Genomic DNA, 251 nt, shown 5'->3' with positions numbered 1-251 from the left:
GAATCGCAAAATCTTTAAGACCAACATCCATGCCAACAGATGAACATGTTTTAGGAAGTTCTTGTACTTCTGTTTCAGCAAGAATCGAAACAAAATACTTGCCACTTGGATTTCGTCTCATTGTAGCATGAAGAATACGCCCTTCTACTTCACGACTTTTCGCAAACTTAACTAATCCAAGTTTAGGTAACTTGATTTTGTTGCCCGCAATCGCAATATTTCCATTCGTATGCTTTGTCGTGTAGGATTGC

The 251-nt window shown here is 38.6% G+C and carries 1 pseudogene; it reads right to left on the bottom strand.

The features are described from left to right. Positions 1–251, bottom strand: a pseudogene (locus MR056_RS22115) (IS200/IS605 family element RNA-guided endonuclease TnpB); the annotation flags it as partial.

Source organism: Bacillus cereus group sp. BfR-BA-01360, assembly GCF_022663595.1.
In the GTDB taxonomy this organism is placed as follows: domain Bacteria; phylum Bacillota; class Bacilli; order Bacillales; family Bacillaceae_G; genus Bacillus_A; species Bacillus_A cytotoxicus.
Note: the sequence above shows the minus strand (reverse complement) of the source record. Positions and strands in the feature narration are given on the sequence as shown.